The following is a 19,690-nucleotide window of genomic DNA, read 5'->3' as shown; positions in this document are numbered from 1 at the left end:
AATCGAACAAAGAGCTGATCATAAATCTTGACACACCAAACCCCCATGTGAGCAATCCAGATTGTCTCTGCAGAAAGATTCTTGATTGCTTCGCTTCGCTCGCAATGATGGGCGTGCTCCTCACCGCCCCGTCTTCACCTTGGTCCAGAGTCTATTGATGATGCGCTGCGTCGCCGGCTCGCGCGCGGTGATGACGAAGAGCTTCGAAAGCGTCGCCTCGTCCGGATAGATGTTCTTGTCGTTCAAAATCTTTGGGTTGACCAGTTTCTGGCTGGCGAGGTTGCCGTTGGCGTAGGACAGGAAGTCCGAGTTCTTGGCGGCAACATCGGGGCGGTAGAGATAGTTGATCAGCTCGTAAGCCTCCTTGACGTTCTTGGCGTCCGCGGGGATCGCGAGATTGTCGAAGAACATCTGTGCACCCTCTTTCGGAATGGCATAGCCGATCTCGATGCCACTCTTGGCCTCCGCAGCGCGGGCGCGGGCCTGCATGATGTCGCCGGACCAGCCGACCACGAAGCAGATCTCGCCGGTGGCGAGCGCGCTTAAGTATTCGGAGGAGTGAAACTTGCGCACGGACGGGCGGACTTTTGCCACGACGTCGGCAGCCTTCTCCAGGTCCGCCTGCTTGGTCGAGTTCGGATCGAGCCCGAGATAGTTCAGCGCTGCCGGAAAGATATCGTGGGCGGAGTCGAGCATGTGCACCCCGCAATCTTTGAACTTGGTCAAATTCTCGGGCTTGAAGACGATGTCCCAGCTGTCGATCTTCGCATCCGGCCCCAGGATCTGCTTCACCTTGGCGACATTGTAGCCGATGCCCGTCGTACCCCACATGTAGTTGGCGGCGTAGACATTGCCGGGATCATAGATCGCGAGGCGTTCGGTCACCACAGGCCAGGCGTTGGCCAAGTTAGGCAGCATCGACTTGTCGAGCTTCTGGAAGATATTGGCCTTGATCTGGCGCTGCAGGAAATAGGCGGTGGGCACCACGACGTCGTAGCCCGACTTGCCGGCCATCAGGCGCGTCTCCAGCGTCTCGTTGGCATCGAAGGTGTCGTAGACCACTTTGATGCCGGTTTCCTTGGTGAAGTTCTCAAGGACCTCCGGCGCCATGTAGTTGGACCAGTTGTAGAAGTTGACGACCCGTTCCTCCGCACTTGCAGGGGCGGAGAGCAACGTCAGCGCTGCGGCGATTGCGAGAGCGAAGCAAAGCCTGAAGCGGCCGACATTCGTCATCTTCCTTACCTCTTGCGCCCGCGCACCGCATCCGACAGCCGCTCGAGTGCTGTGTCGAGCGTCTCATCCTTCTTGGCAAAGCAGAAGCGCACCACTGAGGTCACCGGGTCCTGCTCGTAAAAGGCCGACACCGGGATCGCCGCCACCTTGTAGTCCTTCACGATCCGCCAGCAGAACTCGGTATCGCTCTCGTTCAGCCCGAGCGGCGACAGATCGACCGTGAGGAAGTAGGTGCCTTGCGACCTCAGCACGGGAAAACCGAGGCTCTCCAGCCCTTTGGTGAGACGGTCGCGGCTCCGCGTCAGGTCCTTGCGCATCGACAGGAAGTAGTCGTCGGGCTTGCCGAGGCCGGAGGCGACGGCGGCCTGGAGGTTCGGCGCGGTGGTGAAGGTCAAGAACTGGTGCACCTTGGCGGCGACGCGCAAGAGCGGCGGCGCGGCGCAGACGAAGCCGATCTTCCACCCCGTCAGGGAGAAGATCTTGCCGGCCGAGCCGACCTTGATCGTGCGCTCGCGCATGCCGGGGATGGTGATCAGCGGGATGTGCTTGTGCTCGTCGAACGTGACGTGCTCCCAGACCTCGTCGCAGATCGCGATGACGTCGAATTTTTGGCAGTAGCGCGCCAGTAGCTCGAGGTCCTCGCGCGGATACACCACCGCGGAGGGATTCAAAGGGTTGTTGAACAGCACCGCCTTGGTCTTGGAATTGAAGACGCTTTTCAGCATGTCCTCATTCAGCCGCCAGTGCGGCGGCTCGAGCCGGACGAGGCGCGGAACGCCGCCCGCCTGTCGGATGATCGGCAGGTAGGAATCATAGACTGGCTGGAAGCAGACCACCTCGTCGCCGGGCTGAACCACCGCGAGAATTGCCGAGGTCAGCGCCTCGGTGCCCCCGGAGGTCACCATCACTTCGCTCATCGGATCGAGCTTGAGCCCGTGCCAGTGCCCGTAATGGGTTGCGATCGCCTGACGCAGCTCCGGCAGGCCCATCATCGAAGGGTACTGGTTGTAGCCGTGCAGAGAGGCATCGGCCGCGGCCCGGCGGATGTCCTCGGGGCCGGGATCGTCAGGAAAACCCTGGCCGAGATTGATTGCGGCATTGTCGCGCGCGGCCTGCGACATCGCCTCGAAGATAGTGACGGGAAGGTCGGCGAAGACCTTGTTCAGCGACGAGCTCTTGGTCGTCATCGCGAGCTCAGCCGCCCACCTTGCTGGGAAGACCGGCCGCTTTCCAGCCCAGCATGCCGCCGGCCAGATGCTTGTCGTAAGGCAGGCCCACCGCCTGCGCCGCGAGCGAGGCGGTCACCGAGCGCTTGCCCGATCGGCAGGCGAACACGACCTGCTTGCCTTGGGGATCGGGGATCGCCTTGGGATCGAAGGTCGAGAGCGGAACCACGAGGCCGTAAGGATAGGCCTCGGCTTCGACCTCGTTCGGCTCGCGGACATCGACCAGCAGATAGCGGCCTTCCGCGACACCCTTGGAGACCTCGTCCGGGGTCAGATCCTGTACCTGATTTGCCACATCATCCTCCAACGTCGCGCCTATTGGCCGGGGCACCCGGCCGGCGGCAACCTCGCCTCTCGGCCGACGAAAATCAAGCGCTACAATGGCTTGAGCTGAGCGGCGCAAGTTAAAGCTAAATCGCATCGACTTGAAGCGCAGCGTCGGTTGGCTGCCTAGATCGTGACCTGCGTTCCAACCTCGACCACGCGGCCGGAGGGGATCTGGAAATAGTCGGTGGCGTCGTTCGCCGAGCGGCTCAGCGAGATGAACAGTCGGTCCTGCCAGCGCGGCATACCGGAATGGGCCGCCGGCTTCAGCGCCCTCCGCGACAGGAAGAAAGAGGTCGACATGATGTCGAACTGCCAGCCGAGCTTGCGCGCGATCGCCAGCGCCTTGGGCACGTTGGGCGATTCCATGAAGCCGAATTTCAGCGTCACCTTTGAGAAGGTCGGTGAGATCTGCTCCAGTCGCACCCGGTCGGCCGGGTCGATGCGCGGGGTCTGCGCGGTGTCGATGGTGAGAATGACGTTCTTCTCGTGCAGCACCTTGTAGTGCTTCAGACTATGCATCAGCGCCGTCGGCGCGCTGAGTGGGTCCGAGGTCAGGAACACGGCTGTGCCGGGCACCCGCTGCGGCGGCCTTTTCTCCAGCATCGCCACGAGGTCGGCGAGCGGGAATTCGAGCTTGCGCGACTTCTCGAACAGCAGCCGGCTGCCCCGCCGCCACGTGTACATCAGGATGATCATGAGCGCGCCGAGCGCCAGCGGCACCCAACCGCCCTCGAACACCTTCAGCAGGTTCGCGGCGAGGAAGGTCAGGTCGAGGAACAGAAACGGCACAATGAGCGCGGCGGCGGCGAACGGCGACCATCGCCAGACCTTCCAGATCACGACGAAGCCCATCATCGCCGTGACCACCATAGTGCCGGTGACGGAGATGCCGTAGGCCGAGGCGAGCGCGCTGGAGGAGCGGAACAGGAGCACCAGCAGCACCACCGCAACCAGCAGCAGCTGGTTGATGCGCGGGATGAAGATCTGGCCGGAATGGGCCTCTGACGTATGGCGAATTTCGAAGCGCGGCAGCAGCCCGAGCTGGATCGCCTGGCGCGTCAGCGAATAGGCGCCGGTGATGACGGCTTGGCTCGCGATCACCGTGGCCATGGTGGCAAGCACCACCATGCTGCCGCGAACAAAACCTTGCGGGAAGAGCTGGAAGAACGGACTCACGATCGCCCCGGGATCGCTGAGGACCAGCGCCCCCTGCCCTAGATAGTTCAGCGCCAGCGATGGTAGCACGATAGACAGCCAGGCCGCTTGGATTGGCCGCTTGCCGAAATGGCCGAGGTCGGCATAGAGCGCCTCAGCACCGGTGACCGCCAGGAACACCGCGCCCAAAGTCACGAAGCCGATGACGCCATGCTGAAGCATGAATGACACGGCGTAGAGCGGGTTCAGCGCGTACAGCACCTGCGGCTGCGCGATGATCGGATGGACCGCCGCCGCGGCGATCACCGCAAACCAGACGCACATGATCGGGCCGAAGAAGGCGGCGACCCGGGCGGCGCCGCGCGACTGCACGGCGAACAGGCCGACCAGGATCGCCACAGTCAGCGGCACGATGTAGGGCTCGAACCGCAGCGTCACGTCTTTCATGCCTTCGATCGCTGACAGCACCGAAAGTGCGGGCGTGATCACGGCATCGCCGTAGAACAGGGCGCCGGAGATGATACCGAGCAGGACGACGGTCGCTCCGCCGGTTCCGACGGCGCGCTGGGCCAGCGCCATCAGCGCCAGCGTGCCGCCCTCGCCATTATTGTCGGCGCGGAGCAGGATCACGACGTATTTGAGCGTCACCACGACGATGAGCGCCCACACGATAAGCGACAGCACGCCGAGCACGGCCGCCGGTGTCGGTAGCCCCTCCGCCCCGGAAGCCGCCATCACGGCCTCGCGGAATGCGTAGAGCGGGCTGGTGCCGATGTCGCCATAGACGACGCCGATGCTGCCGAGCGCCAGCGCGCCGAAACGGGCAGTGGTATGGGCATCGCCATTGGCCGCCGCCGTTTCCGGGGCGGAAATCGCTACGTCGCTTGTCATGGGAGAGCCTGGTGGCCTCTAAATGCTTCACTGCACAATGGCGGAAGGGCGCGCGGCTTATAGTCCTGCGCTACCGGCATAGCATAGCCCGATTCCGGACCTTAGGCATGCAAATTTGCATGGCTCCGGCAGTTGCATTTAGATGGTGACCTGGGTCCCCACTTCAACCACGCGCCCCGTGGGAATTTGGAAATAGTCGGTGGCGTCGTTGGCCGACCGGCTCAGCGCGATAAAGAGGTGGTCCTGCCACAGCGGCATGCCCGACTGGGCCGAGGCCTTCAGCGATCGCCGCGACACGAAGAATGACGTGGACATGATGTCGAACTGCCAACCCTGCTTGCGCGCGATCGCGAGCGCCTTCGGCACGTTCGGCTGCTCCATGAAGCCGAAGCGCAGGCGGACCTTGAAGAACTTGTCGCTGATCTTTTCCATGCGGAATCGCTCGGACAGGTCGACCCGCGGCGTATGGGCGGTTTCGATGGTCAGGATCACGTTGTGCTCGTGCAGCACCTTATTGTGCTTGAGATTGTGCAGCAGCGCCGTCGGCACGAACGACGGATCGCTGGTCAGAAATACGGCCGTGCCCTTGACGATGTGCGGCGGCCGCTTCTCCAGGCTCCGGATCAGGTCGTCCAGCGGCACCTCGATCCGGCGCGTCTTCTGGATCAGGATCCCCGAGCCTTTTCGCCAGGTCCAAATCGTCCCCGCCATGGCGACGCCGAACAGCAGCGGCACCCAGGCGCCTTCGAGCAGCTTGAGCAGATTGGCGCTGAAGAAGCTTAGGTCGACGACGACGAAGGGCATGATCACGGCCGCAGCCGTGGCGGCGCGCCAGTTCCACAATTTCCAGATCACGATGAAGCCCATGATACCGTCGGCGACCATGGTGGTGGAGACTGCGATGCCATAGGCCGAAGCCAGATTGCTGGGGGTGTGGAACAGCAGCACCAGCAGCATCACACCGATCAGCAGCAGCCGGTTCACGCGCGGCAGATAGATCTGGCCAGCATGGGTCTCCGAGGTGTAGCGCACCTCGAAGCGAGGAAGCAGGCCGAGTTGCACCGCCTGATAGACCAGCGAATAGGCGCCCGTAATCACCGCCTGACTCGCGATCACCGTTGCGACAGTCGCAAGCCCGACCAGCGGCAGCACTAGATTTTCAGGCACCATGCGATAGAAGGAATGCTCGATCGCGCTGGGATCGGACAGCACCAGCGCGCCCTGCCCGAAATAGTTGATCAAGAGCGCGGGCAGCACGAAGAACATCCAGGCCGACTGGATCGGCTTGCGCCCGAAATGGCCGAGGTCGGCATAGAGCGCCTCGCCCCCGGTCACAGCCAGGAACACGGCGCCGAGTGTGACAAGGCCGATCGTGCCGTGCGACAGCACGAACTGCACCGCGTAATAGGGATTAATCGCCGCCAGCACCGAGGGGTCGTCGGCGATGTGGACAGCTCCCATCACCGCGATGACGGTGAACCAGACCACCATTACCGGCCCGAAGGCCGAGGCGACCAGCGCGGTGCCCTTGCTCTGCACGGCGAACAGCAGTGCGAGAATGAGCACCGTGAGCGGCACGACGTAGTGCTCGAACGCAGGGGTCGCGAGCTTGAGACCCTCGACCGCCGAGAGCACCGAGATCGCCGGCGTGATCATGGAATCGCCGATGAACATGGAGGCGCCGACTACGCCCAGCGCGAGCAGGAACCAGCTCCGCCGCCCGAGCGCACGCTGGCCGAGTGCCATCAGGGAGAGCGTGCCGCCCTCCCCGTTATTGTCGGCGCGCAGCAGCAGCAGGACGTATTTGGCGGTGACGACTATCAGAAGCGCCCATAGGATCAGCGAGAGCACGCCGAGCACGATAACCCGCGAGACCGGCTCGCCATGGGCCGCGCCTCTGACCGCCTCGTGGAAGGCGTAGAGCGGCGAGGTGCCAATATCGCCGAAGACGACGCCGATGCTCCCGAGCGTAAGGGCCCAAAAACCTGATGTGACCGGCCCTTCCTGGGTCTCGGTCGATGTGATGCTCGCCGTCATGAGGGTGGAGAACGCTTCGTCCCTGAATTTGATCCGGCGCCTTTTGACGCTTCCGGCGGGCCTGTCAACCGGCTCACCACCATAGCAGGCGCTGAGCCCGATGCTGTGACGGCGCGGTCACGCTCGCCCCAGCGCGACGAGATGCCTCAGGTAAGATGGTAGCGCAAGTCCTCTACGGCTTCAGATTCGGCGGCAGTGGCGGATCTTCGCGCATCAGGGTGATGGTCACCCGCCGATTGGCCGCGAGCGAGGGATCGTCCGGAAACAGCGGCTGGGTGTCCGCCTTGCCCGAGACAGCGAAGATGTGCGACGGCGGCAATCCTTCGCGTTCGAGGATCTGGCGCACGGCATTGGCGCGGTCGGCCGACAGGTCGAAGGCGCCGTAGTCGCTGCGGACCGGCACAAATCCCGCCGCGGTGTGGCCGGCGATGGAGACGCGGAGCGGCGTCGCCTTGAGCGGGATCGCGAGCTTCTCGACCAAGCGGCGGGTGCGGTCGTAAGGCACCTTGGAGCCGTCGGCGAACATCGAGCGGCCATCCTGGTCGACGATCTCGAGGTTGAGGCCCTGCTTGGTCTCTTCAAACATGATGTGCTTGGACATTTCCGTCAGTTCCGGCATGTCCTGCAACGCCTGGCGCAGCGAGGCCGCGGCGAGCGCGAAATTGCGGTCGACCTTGATCTTCGCCCCCGAGGTACGGTCGCGATCATCCTGGTCAGGCGTCGGCGTGTTGGAGGCGTCCTCGGGCTGGATGTGGTCGACGTTCTTCAGCCGCGGCCGCGTCGGCAGACCGTCGGATTCGACGATGCCGGCATAGCGCGCTTCGCTCTGCACGCCGAAGGCGTCGCGCATGGATCCGGCCACGATCTTCAACTTGTTGGCGTCCTGGGTCGAGAACGCGACGAGCATCACAAAGAAGCTCATCATCAGGCCCATCAGGTCGGCGAAGGTCACGAACCAGCCGTGACCGCCGCCGTGCGCATCGCCGCGTTTCTTCTTGGCCATGGTCTAGATCCCGGCGCGCGCGATCAGGCCGGCACCGGCTCGCCGTCGGCCTGACGGTGCTTCTCCGGCAGATAGGCCAGCAGCATTTCACGCACCAAGGTCGGGCTCTTGGAGTCGCGGATCATCAGGATGCCGTCGATGATCAGGGTGCGATTAGTCTCCTCATCCAGCAGCTTGCCGTGAAGTTTGTCGGCGATCGGCAGACAGAACAGGTTCGCGACGAGCGCGCCGTAGAGGGTCGCGAGCAACGCGGTCGCCATGAACGGGCCGAGCTTGGAAGGGTCGGTCATGTTGGCGAACATCTGCACCATGCCGATCAGTGTGCCGATCATGCCGAAGGCCGGGGCGCAATCGCCGATCGCACGGTAGATCTTGCTGCCCTCATCGAGGTGCATCAGGAAGTTGTCACGGTCGCGCTCGAGATTGTCGCGGATGAAGTCGAGGTCGTAACCGTCGGCAACGTAGCGGATGCCCTTAGCGAGGAAGGGTTCGTCGGTCTCGACCTTTTCCAGGCCGACCGGGCCCTGCTTGCGGGCGATCTCGGCGATGCGGGCGAGCTCGTCAACGAGGTCGTGGGCCGACAGGCGGCTCATGGTGAAAGCGAACTTGGCCCCGAGCGGAAGCCCATGCAGGAGCGCGCTGAGGGGAAAGCGGATCATGGTGGCGGAGATCGAGCCGCCGAAAATGATGATCATCGCATGTTCGGAGATGAACATGTGGAGATCGCCGCCCATGAAGATCATCGCAACGATGACGATGGTGCCCGCAATGAGCCCGACGCTCGTCATGATATCCATGGGAGACTCCAATGCGTACACGACAACGGCCGTCCTGGCCGCTGGCGCGGCCCAACCCCGAACCGCATCGGAACCCTAGAGCGCCGCCCTTAAAGCCGCGTAAAGGTTAAGTCTGGACAGCGAGGTACGGCGCGCCGCAGGCGCAGCGATTGCCGGTGGGCGGCGGGAATCTCAACACTTCGCTAACCATAACGGTCGCTAGGACGATAACCCCGTCAGCTCCAGGCTGAGCGCACGCAGGCGCTTGCGCGCGTCGGCGTCGTAGGCCTGCGGATTTGCGCGTGCCTCGTTCATACCGTTGAAGAACAATCCGCTTCTATCAGCGACGTCGTCGGCCGCGACAAGGTGCAGGATGGCTGCACCGCCTTGCTCGACCGTCGACATCGGAGTGATCCCGCCGGCGCGCACCATCGTGGTGTTCATGTAGGTCGCGGGATGCAGCGCGTTCACGGTGATGCCGGTGCTCTTTAATTCCTGCGCCAGATCGATCGTGAACATGATCTGAGCGAGCTTGCTCTGCGCATAGGCGCGCGAACCGCTGTAGCCCCTGGTGATCATGACGTCGTCGAACTCGATCGGGTGCTGGCCGAGCGAGGCGACGTTGACGATGCGCGACGGCGCGGCCGCCTTCAGCAATGGCAGCAACAGATGGACGAGCAGGAAACCGGCGAGATAGTTCACGGCAAATCGCAGCTCGTGCCCCTCGGCACTGACCTGCCGCTGCGGGCCGTCATTCTGCGAGCCGATGCCGGCATTGCTGACGAGGACATCGAGGCGCTGGTGGTCACGTTTCACGGCCTCCGCGAGCGCACGCGTGCCCGACATCGATGACAGGTCGGCTTGGTAGAAAGTCGGCGCGATACCGCCGGCCTTCACGATCTCGTCGCTCAAGGTCTTCGCACGCGCCGCGTCGCGGCCATGGATCAGGACCCTCGTACCTTCTTTGGCCAGCCGGCCTGCAACGTAGCGGCCGACGCCGTCGGTCGAGCCGGTGATCAGAACCGTCTTGCCCTTCATCCTCATTGCGCGTCCTCCAACTGCGGCCCTGCGTCACATCCGTGACGCGCCATCATGCGGTACTCTGTAGCTATGCGGCATGCTCCATCGCAGGAGCCGATTTGCCATGTTGACGTTGTTCAGTCTTCTCACTGGGCTGCCGGCGGTACTGGCGCTGCATCTGCTCGAGCCGGAGCTGGTGCTGCCGGCGTTCAGCGCCCTGCTTTTTGTCGAGGCCGGCTTCGCCATGATCGCGGCGCGGTTGATTCATCTCCCGGACAATGCGGAGGACATCACCCTGTGGGATCTTGCGGGCGGCTTCACCCTGATCGGATGCGCCGCCGCGGTGTTCGGCGAGCCGGATCAGGCCGCCCTGTTTCTGACGGAACAAGGCGGCCCACGGTCGGCGCCGCGACCGTAGGCCGCTCCGTCGCGCGTCTAGTGAATCTCCGCCGAGCGCTTCAGCGCCGCCTTCAGCTTCTCCAGCGAGAAGTCGGGACTGCGAGCGATCTCGAGGATCGGGGTCTCGCGGCGGCCGCAGAGCTCGGCTGCCTCGGGCAACTTTGCCGCGACGTCGATCGGGATCACGATGGCGCCGTGCTGGTCGGCATGGATCAGGTCGTCCGACTTGACGGTCATGCCGGCGACACGCACCTCGCCGCCGAAGCTCTCGGCATGCACCCAGGCATGCGACGGCCCGATCGAGCCTGCCAAGGCCTGGAAGCCCGGAGCCCATTGCGGGATGTCGCGGATCGAGCCGTCGGTGATGACGCCGAGACAGCCCAGCGCCTTGTGCACGTTGCTCTGCACCTCGCCCCAGAACGCGCCGTAGCCAACGTCGGGGCCGTCGATGTCCTGGATCACCGAGATGCGCGGACCGTGGCCGGTGCCGACATATTCGTAATAGTCGATGCGACGCTTGGACTGCTCCTCAGCAGGAAGCGAGGATTTCAGCACCGAGCGGATAGTGACCGTGCGGGCATAACCGACGATCGGCGGCAGATCGGGGAACGGACAAACAAGCTGCTTGGTGGTGTAGCCGATCAGCCGGCGCTCGGGCGCCACGATCTCCATGGCATTGCAGATCGTCGGCGTATCATAGCGGCCCAGCGCTTCGAGGACGGAAGCGGGCAGCGGCCCGGTCGCGGAATTGGTCACGGCGTTCTCTCCCAGATTGGCGGCCGCTGTTGGCGCGGTGCCGCAGGGCGATATAGCCGAGATCAGGCATCAACCCAACTCAGCGGGACTCATGGCAGATATCCGCGTGTGCCGCTTAGTGCAGCCGTCCGGGCCGGTCGTCGTCGTCGTGCGGCGGCTCGGACAAATTCGCCAGCGTCGGCGCCGAAGGCGGTGACGCGACCTCACCTCCCGCCGGCGCGGTGGTTTCCATCGCCCGCGCCTGATCGCGGTAGGATTTGTAGCCGAGCGGCAGACAGAGCAGATAGAGCACCGTGCCGATCGACAGCACGTGCCAGGGATAGGCGATCAACAGCGCGATGAAGACGATGACGGCGACGAACGCCGGCAGCACCAGCTCGGGCGGCACGCGCATGCGCTTGGTCTTGCCGGAGAACACCGGCAGGCGCGACACCATCAGGAAGGCGATCAAGAGCGTGTAGGCTGCCGTTACCGCCGCGGGCCAGCGTCCGAAATCGAGGAACGCGACATAGATCGGCAGCAGCACGGTGATCGCGCCGGCCGGCGCCGGCACGCCGGTGAAGAAGTTGGCCGCAAACGCCGGCTTGTTCGGATCGTCCATGGTGGCGTTGAAGCGCGCCAGGCGCAGGCCGCCCGAGATCGCGAACACCATCGCGGCAATCCAGCCGGCATTGCCGAGCTCGTGCAATTGCCAGAAATACAACATCAGGCCGGGCGCAACGCCGAAATTGACGAAATCGGCGAGGCTGTCGAGCTCGGCGCCGAATTTGGACTGGCCTTTGATCATGCGCGCGATGCGGCCGTCGATGCCGTCGAGCGCGGCCGCGAACACGATGGCATAGACCGCGAGCGACATCCGCCCCTCAATCGACAGCCGGATCGAGGTCAGGCCGGCGCAGATCGCCAGCAGCGTGATGACGTTGGGCACCAGCATCCGCACCGGAATCGGACGGAACCGCCGCCGGCGCGCGTCAGGATCTTTGAAATCGTAGGGCGTCATGGCTCGTCCTCACCTCAAAGCGAGATATAGCAAGCCGCGCTCCCCTCCGCCATTGCGGCGGAACGTTCCCTGGAACGACTTATTGGTTAATTGGTGCGATAGGTGCGGCTGGGGTCGTCCCCGGCAAGATCGGCCAAAATCGTCTCGCCGGCGATCGCGGTCTGCCCTTCCGATACCAGCGCTTTGGTACCGACCGGCAGATAGACGTCGAGCCGCGAGCCGAAGCGGATAAGACCGAAGCGCTCACCGGCGCCAATCGCCTGCCCTTCCTTGACAAAGCAGACGATGCGCTTGGCCACGAGGCCGGCAATCTGGATCACGCCGATCCGCGCCGTGGGCGTCGTGATCACCAGCGAGTTGCGCTCATTGTCCTCGCTCGCCTTGTCGAGCTCGGCATTGATGAACAGGCCGGGCCGGTAGGCGATACGGTCCACCCTGCCCGCGATCGGGCTGCGGTTCACGTGGCAGTTGAACACGCTCATGAACACCGAGATGCGCGGCAACGGCCGGTCGCCGAGCCCGAGCTCGGCCGGGGGGAGCGCCATGGTGATCATCGAGACGCGGCCGTCAGCCGGCGACACCACGAGCCCCTCGCGCACCGGAGTGACCCTGACGGGATCGCGGAAGAACAGCGCGCACCACACGGTCAGGATCGTGCCGATCCACCCCAGAGGGGACCACAGCCAGAATAGGATCAGGCTTGCCAGCGCGAAACCGCCGATGAAGGGATAGCCCTCCTTGTGGATCGGCGGGATCTGACGCTGGATCGAATCGAGAATGGACATCGCTCTCTGCCGCTGAAGGGTTGACGGCGCACGGGGCCGTCCCGCGCGGTGGAGTTGTTTAGGCCAGAGTTGGCACCCGAGACAAGGTCACTCCGCCGCCGCAGGCGCCGTCAGGGAATCATTGACCGGCGGCGGCTCCCGGTTGGGCGCCTCGCTACTGTCGGCCATCTTGGCCAGTTTCTCCCGCGCCGCCTCGGCCTCGCGCTGCCTGTTCCACATGCTGGCATAGAGGCCGCCCTGTGCGAGCAGCTTTGCGTGGGTGCCGCGCTCGGCGATACGGCCCTGATCCAGCACGATGATCTCGTCGGCGCCGACGATAGTCGAGAGCCGGTGCGCGATCACCAGCGAAGTGCGGTTCTTGGCCACGCGGTCAAGCGCGCCCTGGATCTCGTGCTCGGTGTGGGTGTCGAGCGCCGAGGTAGCCTCGTCGAGCACCAGGATAGGCGGCGCCTTCAACACTGTGCGCGCGATCGCGACGCGCTGTTTCTCGCCGCCGGAGAGCTTCAGGCCACGCTCGCCGACCTGGGTCTCGTAGCCCATCGGCGCCAAGCGGATGAAATGGTCGATCTGTGCCAGCCGCGCCGCCTCCTCGACCTCGACATCGCTGGCGTCCCAGCGGCCGTAGCGGATGTTGTAGCGGATGGTGTCGTTGAACAGCACGGTGTCCTGCGGCACCATGCCGATGGACGCGCGCAGCGAAGCCTGCGTGACGTCGCGGAGATCCTGGCCGTCGATCAGGATCTTTCCGCCGGAGACGTCATAGAGACGGAATAGCAGCCGCGAGATCGTCGATTTGCCCGCACCCGAGGGGCCGACGATCGCGACCGTCTTGCCGGCCGGCACCTCGAAGCTGATGCCCTTCAGGATCGGCCGCGTCGGCTCATAGGCAAAGCGCACGTCGTCGAAGCGCACCGTGCCGGCAGAGACGACCAGCGGCTGCGCATCGGGCGCGTCCTTGATCTCGGCCTCGCGGCCCAGCACACCAAACATCTTCTCAATGTCGATGATCGCCTGCTTGATCTCACGATAGACCATGCCCATGAAGTTCAGGGGCTGGTAGAGCTGGATCATCATGGCGTTGACCAGCACGAAATCGCCGACCGTGTTGGTGCCGTTGCGCACGCCGATCGCACACATCAGCATGGTCGCGGTCAGGCCGAGCGTGAAGATCACGGCCTGGCCGGTATTGAGCACCGCGAGTGAAGTATACGTGCGGACGCTCGCCTCCTCGTAACGCGCCACCGACCTGTCATAGCGCTGGGCCTCGCGCGCCTCCGCGCTGAAATATTTGACGGTCTCGTAGTTGAGCAGCGAGTCGATTGCCTTGGTGTTCGCCTCGGTGTCGGAATCATTCATCTTGCGGCGGATGCCGATCCGCCACTCGGTCGCGATGTAGGTGTAATACATGTAGAGCGCGACCGTGATCAGAGTGGCGACCACGTATCGCCAATCGAACTGCCAGAGCAGCACGGCCATCAGCAGCGAGACCTCGACGATGGTCGGGATCAGCTGCAGGATCACCATGCGCACGATGACCTCGATGCCCTCGCGGCCGCGCTCGAGCACCCGCGTCAGGCCGCCGGTCTTGCGCTCGAGATGGAAGCGCAGCGACAACTCGTGCATGTGAATGAAGGTGATGGTCGCAAGCTTGCGCACCGCATGCATGGCGACGCGGGCGAAGATGCCGTCGCGCCATTGCGTCAGCACGGCCATCAGGATGCGCATCGCGCCGTAGCTCGCGGTCAGCAGTAGCGGCGGGGCGATCACCCAGAGCTGCCAATTGTCCGCCTGCACCGGCGCCGTGTTGGCGCCGGTCAGCGCGTCCGTCGCCCATTTGAAGCTGAACGGCACCGCAAGCGTGATCAGCTTCGCGGCGAGCAGCAGCACCAGCGACCAGACCACCCGCATCTTCAGGTCGAAGCGGTCGCCCGGCCAGATATAGGGCCACAGATGCGCCAGCGTGCCCATCAGCGTGGCCCGCTCCAGCCGTTCCCCCGCGGGAGGATCAGGAACGTCGGCTCCGTCGAACGATTGAGGTTGGTCCATCAAAAAGCCTGAAAGCCCGCCGGATGCGGGCGGCGTTACGATTTTCGATTTTCGCCCGTCATATAGAGCCTTCCCGATGCCAGCGCACCCCGCCAGATGGCGAATCTTCGATTGTTTGTCGCTATTTGCCGGTAGATTTGCGGGAGTCCCGAATCACCGATTGGACTTGACGCCTCTTCGCTGCAATGCATCATGGCACCAATGAGCACAATCAAAACCGTCTGTGTCTATTGCGGCTCCGGCCCCGGAACCAATCCCAACTTTACCGAAGGTGCCAAGGCATTCGGCAAGGCGCTCGCCGAGAACAACATCCGCCTGGTCTATGGCGGCGGCTCGCTTGGCCTGATGGGCGCGGTCGCGACCTCCGTGCTGGATCACGGCGGCACCGTCACCGGCATCATCCCCGACTTCCTGCGGCTGCGCGAGAACGCGCTGACGCGAGTGCAGGAGATGATCGTCACCCCCGACATGCATGAGCGCAAGCGGCTGATGTTCGAACGCTCCGATGCCTTCGTGGCGCTGCCGGGCGGCGTCGGCACGCTGGAGGAGCTGGTCGAGCAGATGACCTGGAAGCAGCTCGGTCGTCACGCCAAGCCGGTGCTGCTCGCCAACATCGACAATTTCTGGGAGCCGCTGTTCTCGCTCTTGTCGCATATGCGCCAGACCGAGTTCATCCGCGCCGGCCTGTCGATCGACATCCTCAAAGCCGATCGCGTCGAGGATATTCTACCGAAGCTGAAGGCAGCCGCCGCCCAGGTCGCCGAGGCGGAAAAGCAGATGGCTCCGGAAGTGGCACGCCGGCTGTAAGGATTACGCGCTCGGAAACGTCACCGCCTCGATGCGATTGCCGTCGGGATCGCTCACGAACGCCGCATAATAGCGCACGCGATCGTGGGGGCGAAAGCCCGGCGCGCCATCGGAGGCACCGCCGGCGGACAGCGCGGCGGCGTGAAACGCATCGACCTCATCAGTCGTCTTCGCCCGCAGGCAGATGTGCACGCCGCTCTCCGGCGGGACGTGCGGCATGCCCTCGCGCAAGTTGATCCAGAACTCCGGATAGGCCTTGCCGAAGCCGACCGTCCGCGGCCGCGTCACGAGGCGCGTGAGGCCGAGCGCGGATAGCGCGGCCTCGTAGAATTTTGCGGCGCGATCGAGATCGCTGACGCCGACGGAAATGTGGTCAATCATTGGTCGCTCCCCCTCTCCGCTATCATTCCGGGCACGCGAAGCGTGAACCCGGAATCTCGAGATTCTCAGGTGCGCAATTGCGCACCTTAGTTCGGCCCTGCGGACCGCCCCGGAATGACTCCCTGATAGCTACGCCGGCGCCCCCGACTTCACCAGCTTGTAGATCACCGAATCCATCAGCGCCTGGAACGAAGCGTCAATGATGTTCGGAGACACGCCGACCGTAGTCCAGCTATCGCCGTTCTCGTCCTCGCTTTCGATCAGGACGCGCGTGACCGCACCGGTGCCGCCGTTCAGGATACGCACGCGATAGTCGATCAGTTTCAAGCCCTCGATGTAGGTCTGGTACTTGCCGAGATCCTTTCGCAAGGCGACGTCGAGGGCGTTGACGGGACCGTTACCCTCGGCGGCTGAAATCAGGCGCTCGCCGGCGACGTCGACCTTGACCACAGCCAAAGCGACGGTGACGCGCTCGCCATGCGAATTGTAGCGCTGCTCGACATTGACGTCGAACTGCTCGACTTCGAAATAGTGCGGCACCTTCCCGAGCGTCCGGCGCGCCAGGAGCTCGAACGAGGCGTTTGCGGATTCGTAGGCGTAGCCCGCCGCCTCGCGCGCCTTCAATTCCTCGACCAGGCGCGTCAGCTTCGGATCGCTCTTCTCGTAAGGAATGCCGGCGCGGTCGAGCTCGGCAATGACGTTGGAGCGTCCGGCCTGGTCGGAGACCAGCACCTTGCGGTGGTTGCCGACCAATTCCGGCAGGACGTGCTCGTAAGTCTGTGGATCCTTCAGCACGGCGGAGGCGTGAATGCCGGTCTTGGTGACGAAGGCGCTCTCGCCGACATAGGCCGCATGCCGGTTCGGCACGCGATTGAGCATGTCGTCGAGCGTGCGCGAGACCTTGACCAGCGTTGCCAGCTTCTCGGCTGTGACGCCGATCTCGAAGGCGTCGGCAAAGCCCTTCTTCAACCTCAGCGTCGGGATTAGCGAGCAGAGATTGGCGTTGCCGCAGCGCTCGCCAAGGCCATTCAGCGTGCCCTGGATCTGCCGTGCGCCGGCGCGCACCGCAGCGAGCGAGTTGGCCACCGCCTGCTCGGTGTCGTTATGGGCATGGATGCCGACGTGATCGCCGGGGATGTGCTTCGTCACTTCGGTGACGATGTCCTCGACCTCGTCAGGCATGGTTCCGCCATTGGTGTCGCACAGCACCACCCAGCGCGCGCCGGCCTCATAGGCGGCCTTGGCGCAGGCGAGCGCGAACGCCGCGTCTTCCTTGTAGCCGTCGAAGAAGTGCTCGCAGTCGAGCATCACCTCGCGGCCGGCGGCATTCGCGGCCGCGACGCTGTCGCGAATCGAGGCGAGGTTTTCCTCCTTCGTCGTCTCCAGCGCAACGCGCACCTGATAGGCCGATGACTTCGCCACGAAGCAGATCGCGTCGGCCTTTGCTTCCAGCAGCCCGGCCACACCAGGGTCGTTGGAGATCGAGCGCCCGGCCCGCCGCGTCATGCCGAAGGCGGTAAAGCGCGCATGATTAAGCTTGGGCTTGGTCGCAAAGAATTCGCTATCGAGCGGATTGGCGCCGGGATAGCCGCCCTCGACATAATCGATGCCGAGATCATCGAGCATCGCCGCGATGACTTGCTTGTCGGCCAGCGTGAAATCGACGCCGTTGGTCTGCGCGCCGTCGCGCAGCGTGGTGTCGAACAGATAGAGACGCTCCTTGCTCATTGCGGCGCTCCGAGCGTCTTCTTCATGGTGGTGTTGGCGAGCCACTCGTCATTGATGGCGACGCTGTTGCGCTGCTGGGCGGTGTAGCCGCGCTTGGCGAAGAAGCCCTGTGCGGTGTCGCTGGCATCGACCGAGAGGCTCGTCGCACCGCGACCGCCGGCAAGCTTCTCCAGCGCATCGACCAGCATGGTCGCAACGCCCTGCCCGCTCACTCCGGGATGCACATAGAGCATGCGGATATGATCGTTGCCGCGCAGCGAGGCGAAACCGATGGGCGAGCCTTCCAGCGTCGCGACCAGGGTCAGGTCGGCGGCGAGCCCCTTGCCGAACTCTTCGCTTTCCGCCGTCTCCATCCAGGCCTGCTGCTGCGCCTCGCTATAATCGTCGCCGGTCAGCTCCTCGATGCTGGCGGTGAAGATCGCGGCGAGCACCGGCACATCATCAGGCAGGAAGGGCCTAAGTGCGGGCTTTGGCAAAGTCTGTCCCATCGTCCTCACCACATCCCATAGAGTTTCAGCACGATCGCCACGGCCGCGCCGAGCAGTGCGATCTTCAGCGCGATGTAGTAGAGCCAGTGCCGCGGAAAAGGCGTGTCGGGCCGCTTCATCGCTTAAGCTTCCAGGTAGTCGTGCCGTCTTTGTGATCCACGAGTTCGATTCCCATCGCGGCAAGCTCATTTCGAATACGATCGGACTCCCCAAAGTCCTTACGGCGACGGGCGGCCGTCCGTTCCGCGATGAGGCGTTCGACTTCCTTCGCATCGATGCCGCTCGCCTGTTGCTTGCGGCCTTCCCATTGCGCAGCGCTCTCGGAGAGAAAACCGAGCAGCCGCAACGATCCCGCCAAGCCGTTCACGTCGCTGCCGCGCAAGCCGTGCAGCGCCGCGATCGCAAGGGACGTGTTGAGGTCGTCCAGCAGCGGCTCGACCACGGATGCTGCCGGCCTGCCGGGTTCGACGTCGGCCGCAACGCGATACCAGTCGTCGAGCGTCTTGGCGCTCTCCTCCAGCGACTTCATGGTCCAGTCGATCGGCGAGCGGTAATGCGTCTTCAGCATGTTCAGACGCAGCACCTCACCCGGCCAATCCGCCAGCAGCTCATGGATGGTGATGAAGTTGCCGAGACTCTTCGACATCTTCTCACTCTCGACCTGCAGGAAGCCGTTATGCATCCAGTAGTTCGCCATGCGCTGCTGGTGGAAGGCGCAGCAGGTCTGCGCGACCTCGTTCTCGTGATGCGGGAACACGAGATCGATACCGCCGCCATGGATGTCGAAATGCTCGCCGAGATGCTTCCAGGCCATTGCCGAGCACTCGATGTGCCAGCCCGGGCGTCCCTGCGCGGCGATGCCCGCCGGCGATGGCCATGACGGCTCGCCCGGCTTTGACGGCTTCCACAGCACGAAGTCGGTGTTGCCCTTCTTGTAGGGCGCGACATCGACGCGGGCGCCGGCGACCATCTCGTCCAGCGAGCGATTGGACAGCGCGCCGTAGCGCGGCAGGCCGGCATTGGCCGCGTTCATTGCCTGCGGCGAGAACAGCACATGATCCTCAGCGACATAGGCAAAGCCGCCGGCGACGAGCTTTTCGATGATCTCGCGCATCTCGCCGATATGCTCGGTCGCGCGCGGCTCGACGCTCGGTCGAAGCGCGCCCAGCGCATCGACGTCGGCATGAAACTGCCGGCCCGTCTCCTCAGTGACCTTGCGGATCGCCTCGTTCAGCGGCAGGCCGGGAAAATCCCGCGCGGCGCGGTCGTTGATCTTGTCGTCGACGTCGGTGATGTTGCGGACATATTTGACATGCGCCTCGCCATAGAGATGGCGCAGCAGCCGAAACAGCACGTCGAACACGATCACGGGTCGCGCATTGCCGATATGGGCGAAGTCATAGACGGTCGGTCCGCAGACATACATGCGCACGTTGTTCGCATCGAGCGGTACAAAGGTCCGCTTTTCCCGGCTCAGCGTATCGTAGAGGCGCAATTCCATATGGATACCCGTCGGCTGTTGGCCGGGCGTCCAAGGCTCTCAATGTTTTTGAGAAAAGACGGCTCCAGCCAGCGAATCGCTAGCTCGTAATCTCGCGGCAAATGGCGCAAATGGCGAGGAGACCGTTCATG

17 protein-coding genes and 1 pseudogene are annotated in these 19,690 nt (G+C 63.9%); 2 read left to right on the top strand and 16 right to left on the bottom strand.

Annotation, left to right across the window (positions count from 1 at the left end):
- Positions 1–120: 120 nt before the first annotated feature.
- The 8 genes from IVA87_RS27485 to IVA87_RS27450 all read right to left on the bottom strand — a co-directional run bounded on the left by IVA87_RS27485 (position 121) and on the right by IVA87_RS27450 (position 9,692).
- On the bottom strand, positions 121–1,233 hold the full coding sequence (locus tag IVA87_RS27485) for a polyamine ABC transporter substrate-binding protein (RefSeq protein ID WP_247335987.1): 1,113 nt from the start codon (positions 1,231–1,233) through the stop codon (positions 121–123).
- A 5-nt stretch (positions 1,234–1,238) separates the two neighbouring features.
- Positions 1,239–2,420, bottom strand: coding sequence for an aminotransferase (locus IVA87_RS27480; protein ID WP_247335985.1), 1,182 nt, complete (start codon positions 2,418–2,420; stop codon positions 1,239–1,241).
- Between the two features lie 7 nt (positions 2,421–2,427).
- On the bottom strand, positions 2,428–2,754 hold the full coding sequence (locus IVA87_RS27475) for a rhodanese-like domain-containing protein (protein WP_247295677.1): 327 nt from the start codon (positions 2,752–2,754) through the stop codon (positions 2,428–2,430).
- A 155-nt stretch (positions 2,755–2,909) separates the two neighbouring features.
- Positions 2,910–4,832 carry a potassium transporter Kup gene (locus IVA87_RS27470; RefSeq protein ID WP_247335983.1) on the bottom strand — a complete coding sequence of 641 codons (1,923 nt, stop codon included), beginning with the start codon at positions 4,830–4,832 and terminating at the stop codon, positions 2,910–2,912.
- A 138-nt stretch (positions 4,833–4,970) separates the two neighbouring features.
- A complete protein-coding gene (locus tag IVA87_RS27465; RefSeq protein WP_247295681.1) occupies positions 4,971–6,869 on the bottom strand; it encodes a potassium transporter Kup in 1,899 nt (632 codons plus the stop codon).
- A gap of 172 nt (positions 6,870–7,041) precedes the next feature.
- Complete coding sequence (locus IVA87_RS27460) at positions 7,042–7,872, bottom strand: flagellar motor protein MotB (protein ID WP_247295683.1); 831 nt, start codon at positions 7,870–7,872, stop codon at positions 7,042–7,044.
- Positions 7,873–7,895: 23 nt separating this feature from the next.
- Positions 7,896–8,669, bottom strand: coding sequence for a MotA/TolQ/ExbB proton channel family protein (locus tag IVA87_RS27455; protein ID WP_247295686.1), 774 nt, complete (start codon positions 8,667–8,669; stop codon positions 7,896–7,898).
- 198 nt (positions 8,670–8,867) lie between these two features.
- A complete protein-coding gene (locus tag IVA87_RS27450; RefSeq protein ID WP_247335980.1) occupies positions 8,868–9,692 on the bottom strand; it encodes an SDR family NAD(P)-dependent oxidoreductase in 825 nt (274 codons plus the stop codon).
- 100 nt (positions 9,693–9,792) lie between these two features.
- Between IVA87_RS27450 and IVA87_RS27445 the strand changes: the two genes are divergently transcribed.
- Positions 9,793–10,086, top strand: coding sequence for a hypothetical protein (locus IVA87_RS27445; RefSeq protein WP_247335977.1), 294 nt, complete (start codon positions 9,793–9,795; stop codon positions 10,084–10,086).
- Between the two features lie 17 nt (positions 10,087–10,103).
- Here the strand turns inward: IVA87_RS27445 and IVA87_RS27440 are convergent, their stop codons facing one another.
- The 4 genes and pseudogenes from IVA87_RS27440 to IVA87_RS27425 form a co-directional block, all read right to left on the bottom strand.
- On the bottom strand, positions 10,104–10,823 hold the full coding sequence (locus IVA87_RS27440; protein WP_247295692.1) for an RraA family protein: 720 nt from the start codon (positions 10,821–10,823) through the stop codon (positions 10,104–10,106).
- A gap of 115 nt (positions 10,824–10,938) precedes the next feature.
- Entirely contained in the window at positions 10,939–11,823 is an 885-nt protein-coding gene (locus IVA87_RS27435; protein ID WP_247295693.1) for a phosphatidylcholine/phosphatidylserine synthase, read from the bottom strand.
- Between the two features lie 86 nt (positions 11,824–11,909).
- Positions 11,910–12,623: pseudogene (locus IVA87_RS27430) on the bottom strand (phosphatidylserine decarboxylase); the annotation flags it as partial.
- A gap of 72 nt (positions 12,624–12,695) precedes the next feature.
- Positions 12,696–14,654 carry an ABC transporter ATP-binding protein/permease gene (locus IVA87_RS27425; RefSeq protein WP_247295698.1) on the bottom strand — a complete coding sequence of 653 codons (1,959 nt, stop codon included), beginning with the start codon at positions 14,652–14,654 and terminating at the stop codon, positions 12,696–12,698.
- 201 nt (positions 14,655–14,855) lie between these two features.
- Between IVA87_RS27425 and IVA87_RS27420 the strand changes: the two genes are divergently transcribed.
- A complete protein-coding gene (locus IVA87_RS27420) occupies positions 14,856–15,461 on the top strand; it encodes a TIGR00730 family Rossman fold protein (RefSeq protein WP_247276820.1) in 606 nt (201 codons plus the stop codon).
- A 3-nt stretch (positions 15,462–15,464) separates the two neighbouring features.
- Here IVA87_RS27420 and IVA87_RS27415 read toward each other — a convergent pair whose 3' ends face one another.
- From IVA87_RS27415 to cysS, 4 genes are all read right to left on the bottom strand, one after another.
- Positions 15,465–15,842, bottom strand: coding sequence for a VOC family protein (locus IVA87_RS27415; protein WP_247295701.1), 378 nt, complete (start codon positions 15,840–15,842; stop codon positions 15,465–15,467).
- Positions 15,843–15,971: 129 nt separating this feature from the next.
- On the bottom strand, positions 15,972–17,570 hold the full coding sequence (gene cimA, locus IVA87_RS27410; RefSeq protein ID WP_247295704.1) for a citramalate synthase: 1,599 nt from the start codon (positions 17,568–17,570) through the stop codon (positions 15,972–15,974).
- On the bottom strand, positions 17,567–18,058 hold the full coding sequence (locus tag IVA87_RS27405; protein ID WP_247295707.1) for a GNAT family N-acetyltransferase: 492 nt from the start codon (positions 18,056–18,058) through the stop codon (positions 17,567–17,569). The genes cimA and IVA87_RS27405 overlap by 4 nt, the downstream gene beginning before the upstream one ends.
- A 115-nt stretch (positions 18,059–18,173) precedes the next feature.
- Entirely contained in the window at positions 18,174–19,559 is a 1,386-nt protein-coding gene (cysS, locus tag IVA87_RS27400) for a cysteine--tRNA ligase (protein WP_247335974.1), read from the bottom strand.
- Positions 19,560–19,690: the final 131 nt, after the last annotated feature.

It is taken from the genome of Bradyrhizobium sp. 147 (assembly GCF_023073935.1).
GTDB lineage: Bacteria > Pseudomonadota > Alphaproteobacteria > Rhizobiales > Xanthobacteraceae > Bradyrhizobium.
The sequence above is the reverse complement of the archived record's forward strand: the minus strand, read 5'-3'. Positions and strand labels throughout refer to the sequence as shown.